Annotated in this window: 3 protein-coding genes; all 3 read left to right on the top strand. The window is 73.0% G+C overall.

The window, feature by feature from the left end; genetic code table 11:
• Window positions 1–127 precede the first annotated feature (127 nt).
• From ACWGH4_RS28615 to nudC, 3 genes are read left to right on the top strand one after another with little or no spacing between them, the layout of a single operon-like run.
• The gene (locus ACWGH4_RS28615; RefSeq protein ID WP_453466018.1) at window positions 128–3877 is read left to right on the top strand and encodes a UvrD-helicase domain-containing protein; all 3750 of its coding nucleotides are present in this window, start codon (window positions 128–130) and stop codon (window positions 3875–3877) included.
• Window positions 3878–3887: 10 nt separating this feature from the next.
• Window positions 3888–5285, top strand: a complete 1398-nt coding sequence (locus ACWGH4_RS28610) for a dipeptidase (protein ID WP_453466016.1) — start codon at window positions 3888–3890, stop codon at window positions 5283–5285.
• Window positions 5286–5324: 39 nt separating this feature from the next.
• On the top strand, window positions 5325–6275 hold the full coding sequence (nudC, locus tag ACWGH4_RS28605; protein WP_441264082.1) for an NAD(+) diphosphatase: 951 nt from the start codon (window positions 5325–5327) through the stop codon (window positions 6273–6275).
• Window positions 6276–6407: the final 132 nt, after the last annotated feature.

Genomic DNA, 6407 nt, shown 5'->3' with positions numbered 1-6407 from the left:
ATGCCGGACCGGGCCGGGACCCGACCGGAGACGGACCGCGAAGGGGCCGGGACCGGGCCGGGTTGGGTCGGGTCCCGCGCACGAACGGGGACCACTGCTGTCGGTGGTCCCCGTTAGCCTCTACGGGGTGACCGCACGCATCACCGACCCCGAGCAGCTCAAAGAGCTGCTCGGCATCCCCTTCACCCCGGAGCAGACGGCCTGCATCACCGCGCCGCCCGCCCCGCAGGTCATTGTGGCCGGGGCCGGTTCGGGGAAGACGACGGTCATGGCGGCCCGGGTGGTCTGGCTCGTCGGCACCGGCCAGGTGGCGCCCGACCAGGTCCTCGGACTCACCTTCACCAACAAGGCCGCCGGCGAGCTCGCCGAGCGCGTCCGCACCGCCCTCGTCCGGGCCGGCGTGACCGACCCCGACGCCATCGACCCGGGCGACCCTTCCTCGGTCTTCGGCGGCGACACCCCGGTCGGCGAGCCGCGCATCTCCACGTACCACGCCTTCGCCGGCCAGCTCCTCAAGGACCACGGCCTGCGCATCGGACTCGAGCCGACCGCCCGGCTGCTCGCCGACGCCACCCGCTACCAGCTCGCCGCTCGTGTGCTGCGCGAGGCCCCGGGACCGTACCCCGCGCTCACCCGTTCCTTCCCCTCCCTCGTGAGCGACCTGCTCGCGCTCGACGCGGAGCTCGCCGAGCACCTCGTGCCGCCAGAGCGCCTGAAGGAGTACGACACGGAGCTGCTCCGCACCCTCGAAGGCGCCCGGCTGACCAACGCGGACCTCCGCAAGGTCCCGGAGGCCGCAGAGGCGCGCCGCGAGCTGCTCGACCTGACCCTGCGTTACCGCGCGGCGAAGCGGCAGCGGGACCTGCTCGACTTCGGCGACCAGATCGCGCTCTCCGCCGAGCTCGCACTCACCCGCCCCGAGGTGGGCACCCTCCTCCGCGACGAGTTCAGGGTCGTCCTGCTCGACGAGTACCAGGACACGTCGGTGGCCCAGCGGCTGCTGCTGTCCGGACTGTTCGGGCAGGGCACGGGCCACGCCGTCACCGCGGTCGGCGACCCCTGTCAGGCGATCTACGGCTGGCGCGGGGCGTCCGTCGCCAACCTCGACGACTTCCCCGTCCACTTCCCCCACTCCGACGGCCGTCCCGCCGACCGCTACTCGCTCAGCGAGAACCGCCGCAGCGGCGGTCGTCTGCTGCACCTCGCCAACGGCCTCGCGACGCCGCTGCGCGCCATGCACGAGGGGGTCGAGGCACTGCGGCCCGCGCCCGGTGCGGAGCGGGACGGCATCGTGCGCTGCGCGCTGCTGCCGACGCACGCGGAGGAGATCGAGTGGCTCGCCGACTCCATCGCCCACCTCGTCCGCACCGGCAAGGAGCCGGGCGAGATCGCGGTCCTGTGCCGTACCGCGGGCGACTTCCCCGAGATCCAGGGCGCCCTGGTCGCACGCGACGTCCCGGTCGAGGTCGTCGGCCTCTCCGGGCTGCTGCACCTGCCCGAGGTCGCCGACCTGGTGGCGATGTGCGAGGTGCTCCAGGACCCCGGCGCCAACGCCTCGCTCGTTCGCCTCCTCACCGGCCCCCGGTGGCGGATCGGGCCGCGCGACCTGGCGCTGCTCGGCCGCCGGGCGCGGCTGCTCGTCCACCATGCCTCCGCTGACGACGATCCGGAGCGGCGGCTCGCGGCGGCGGTGGAGGGCACCGACCCGGCGGAGATCATCTCGCTCGCCGACGCGCTCGACACGTTCCTGGAGTCGGCAGGGGGCGAGGACGACGGACTTCCCTTCTCCACGGATGCACGGGTCCGCTTCGCCCGCCTCGCCGCCGAACTGCGTGACCTGCGCCGCTCGCTGGCCGACCCGCTGATGGACGTCCTGCACCGGGTGCTCTCCACCACCGGCCTCGAGGTCGAGCTGTCCGCCTCGCCGCATGCGCTGGCCGCCCGCCGACGGGAGACACTCGCCAACTTCCTGGACATCGCCGCCGGTTTCGCCGCGCTGGACGGGGAAGCGACACTGCTGGCGTTCCTCGGCTTCCTGCGTACCGCGGCGCAGTACGAGAAGGGGCTCGACAACGCCCTTCCGGGCGGTGAGAACACGGTCAAGGTGCTCACCGCGCACAAGTCCAAGGGCCTCGAGTGGGACGTCGTCGCCGTGCCGGGGCTCGTCGCGAAGCACTTCCCGAACGACCAGGCCAGAGAGGCATGGACGTCCCAGTCCAAGGTCCTTCCGCACGCCCTGCGCGGTGACGCGGACACACTGCCGGACGTCGGGTCGTGGGACGCCGGGGGACTGAAGGCCTTCAAGGAGGCGATGAAGGACCACCAGCACACGGAGGAACTGCGCCTGGGCTACGTGACCTTCACCCGCCCCCGCTCGCTCCTCCTCGGCTCCGCGCACTGGTGGGGACCCAGCCAGAAGCGGCGGCGCGGCCCGTCCGCGTTCCTGGAGGCCCTGTACGACCACTGCGAGCAGGGCCACGGCGAGATCGAGGTCTGGGCCGACGAGCCCGAGGAGGACGCGGAGAACCCGGCGCTCGGCACGGCCACCGCGGACCACGCCTGGCCGCTGCCTCTGGACCCCGTCTCCCTGTCCCGGCGCCGGGCAGCGGCGGACACGGTCATGGCGCACCTCGAGGCGCTGGCGGCCGTGCCGGGCGGGGTCGGGGCGGGTGCGGCGGCCGGAGCCGACCACGTACGTGGATCCGAGCCGGATCCGGAGACCGAGTCCGAGCCGGATCCGGATTTCGACTCCGGCTCCGGGCCCGCGTACGACTCCGAGTTCGGCTCCGGGCCCGAGCCTGAGCCCGAGTTCGAGGCCCAGTTCGGCTCTGCGTCCGAGTTCGAGGCCGACTTCGAATTCGGGCCCGATTCCGGGCTCGGTTCCGGGCCCGGGTCGGCACCTGTGACGGTGCCGTCCGCCGAGCGCGGTCCCGTGCCGGCTCCCTCCGCCGACCCGGAGGAATGGGAGTGGCCGACCGAGCCCCCGGAGGACGACCCGTTCGCGCCCCCGCCGCCGGCGCCGACCGTCCCGCATCAGCCGTCCCCGCACGCCGAGCGCGCCGCCGTCGCCGCCCCAGGAGACGCTGACGCCGCGTACCCCTCTGCTCCCCGGAGCGCCGAAGGCCCGCACCGGACCTCGGGAGGGAACGGGAGGCGGGAGGCACTCACTCCCGAGGATGCCCGCGCCATCGCGTCATGGGACCGCGACCTCGACGCGCTCACCGGCGAACTGCGCCGTACCCGCGCGACCGTCCGTGAGGTGCTCGTGCCGGCCTCCCTCTCCGCGTCCCAGCTGCTGCGCCTCGCCGCCGACCCCGACGGCTTCGCCCAGGAGCTCGCCCGCCCCATGCCCCGTCCGCCGCAGCCCGCGGCCCGCAGAGGCACCCGGTTCCACGCCTGGGTGGAGTCGCGCTTCGAGGAGCTCGCCCTTCCCATGCTCGGTCCGGACGAGCTGCCGGGCGGCGCCGACGAGCACGACATCGCGGACGAGCAGGACCTCGCCGCGCTCAAGGAGGCCTTCGAGCGCACGCCGTACGCCCGCCGCACCCCGTACCGCGTCGAGGCGCCGTTCCAGTTCACGCTGGCCGGCCGGGTCGTGCGGGGCCGGATCGACGCCGTGTACCGGACCGGTGAGGGCACGTACGAGATCGTCGACTGGAAGACCGCGCGCAGCGGCGTCGCGGACCCCCTCCAGCTCGCCGTCTACCGCCTCGCGTGGGCAGAACAGCACGGCATACCGCTCGAGGCGGTGACCGCCACGTTCGTGTTCGTACGCACCGGCGAGATCGTGCATCCCGACGGCCTCCCCGACCGCGCCGGACTGGAGCGCATCCTGCTGGGCGGGACGGCCGACGAGTCCGGTGCCGGCGCCCGTTAGGCTCAAGAGCATGAGCGAGACCCCGGACAACGCCGTCCGTACGTACATACAGCAGCACCGCGCCGCCTTCCTCGACGACCTCGCCGAGTGGCTGTGCATCCCGTCCGTGTCGGCTCAGCCGGAGCACGACGGGGACGTACGGCGCAGCGCCGAGTGGCTCGCGGGCAAGCTGTCGGAGACCGGCTTCCCGGTCGCCGAGATCTGGCCCACACCCGGTGCCCCGGCGGTCTTCGCCGAGTGGCCGTCCGACGACCCCGACGCGCCCACCGTGCTGGTCTACGGCCACCACGACGTGCAGCCCGCCGCCCGTGAGGACGGCTGGCACACCGACCCGTTCGAGCCCCTGATCGCCGACGGACGGATGTACGGCCGCGGCGCCGCCGACGACAAGGGGCAGGTGTTCTTCCACACACTCGGCGTGCGCGCCCACCTCGCGGTCACCGGCCGTACCGCCCCCGCCGTCAACCTCAAGCTGCTGATCGAGGGCGAGGAGGAGTCCGGCTCCCCGCACTTCCGCGCACTCGTGGAACAGCAGGCGCACCGCCTCGCCGCCGACGCCGTGATCGTCTCCGACACGGGCATGTGGTCGGAGACCACCCCGACCGTCTGCACCGGCATGCGCGGCCTGGCCGACTGCGAGATCACGCTGTACGGCCCCGACCAGGACATCCACTCCGGCTCGTTCGGCGGCGCCGTCCCCAACCCCGCGACCGTCGCCGCCCGCCTGGTCGCCGCGCTGCACGACGAGAACGAGCAGGTCACGATCCCTGGCTTCTACGAAGGCGTCGCACCGCTCACCGACGAGGAGCGCGAGCTGTTCGCCGAGCTGCCGTTCGACGAGGAGACCTGGCTGCGCACCGCGAAGTCGCACGGGACGCTCGGCGAAGCCGGATACTCCACGCTCGAGCGCGTCTGGGCCCGCCCGACGGCCGAGCTGAACGGCATCGGGGGCGGCTACCAGGGCCCCGGCGGCAAGACGATCGTCCCGTCGTCCGCGCAGCTGAAACTGTCCTTCCGGCTGGTCGCCGGTCAGGAACCCGACAAGATCGAACGCGCCGTCACGGACTGGGTCGACTCCCGGATCCCGGCCGGCATCCGGCACGAGATCGTCTTCGGGGCCGCCACCCGGCCCTGCCTGACGCCGCTCGACCATCCGGCCCTTCGGTCGGTCGTACGCGCCATGGGCCGTGCCTTCGACGGTCACAAGATCCGCTTCACCCGCGAGGGCGGTTCCGGACCGGCGGCCGACCTCCAGGACATCCTCGCGGCGCCCGTGCTGTTCCTGGGCATCTCCGTACCGTCCGACGGCTGGCACGCACCGAACGAGAAGGTCGAACTGGAACTGCTCCTCAAGGGAGTGGAGACGACCGCCCATCTGTGGGACGACATGGCCCGCACCCTTCGCTGAACCGATGTCCCGATCCGCCCCGGGGGAGTTGGAAGAACCGTGAGCACCCAGAGCTACGCCGATGCCGCAGGCCGTCCCATCGGTCTCACCGCGCCCAGCGGCATCGACCGCGAGGCGCACAACCGTCTCGACGAGGCATGGCTCGCGGCCGCGTGGAGCCATCCCACGACCCGTGTGTTCGTCGTCTCCGGTGGCCAGGCCCTGATCGACGACACCCCCGACGGCCGCACCGAGCTCGTCATGACCCCGGCCTTCGAGGCCCCGGTCACCGAGACCCACCGCTACTTCCTCGGCACCGACGAGGAAGGGGTGCGCTACTTCGCCCTCCAGAAGGACGCCCTGCCGGGCCGCATGGACCAGTCGGCCAGGCCCGCCGGGCTGCGCGAGGCCGGGCTCCTGCTGTCGCCGCGCGACGCGGGGCTGCTGGTGCACGCGGTCGCCCTGGAGAACTGGCAACGGCTCCACCGCTTCTGCTCTCGCTGCGGCGAGCGCACCGTCATCGCCGCCGCCGGACACATCCGCCGATGCCAGGCCTGCGGCGCCGAGCACTATCCCCGCACCGACCCGGCCGTGATCATGCTCGTCACCGACGACCAGGACCGCGCGCTCCTCGGCCGTCAGGTGCACTGGCCGGAGGGCCGCTTCTCGACGCTCGCGGGCTTCGTCGAGCCGGGGGAGTCCATCGAGGAGTCGGTGCGCCGCGAGGTCCGTGAAGAGGTGGGCGTCGGTGTGGGCGAGGTGGAGTACGTCGCCAGCCAGCCGTGGCCGTTCCCCTCGAGCCTGATGCTCGGGTTCATGGCCCGCGCCACGACGTCGCGGATCGAGGTCGACGGCGAGGAGATCCACGAGGCGCGCTGGTTCTCCCGGGAGGACCTGCGGGCCGCGTTCGAGTCCGGAGAGGTGCTGCCTCCCTACGGGATCTCCATCGCGGCCCGACTGATCGAGCTCTGGTACGGCAAGCCGCTGCCGAAGCCCGGCGACGTGGTCTGAGGCCCTGGACGCGCTTGTGAGGTCCGGACCTGCTCCGAGGTCCGGGACGTGCTCCGGGCCCGCCACGGCCGCGCGGCCCCCGTAGACGTACGAATCCGGCCAGACGCACGAAGGCCCCGGCCGGTCCGGTCG

Source organism: Streptomyces sp. NPDC054847 (assembly GCF_053610925.1).
Note: the sequence above shows the minus strand (reverse complement) of the source record. Positions and strands in the feature narration are given on the sequence as shown.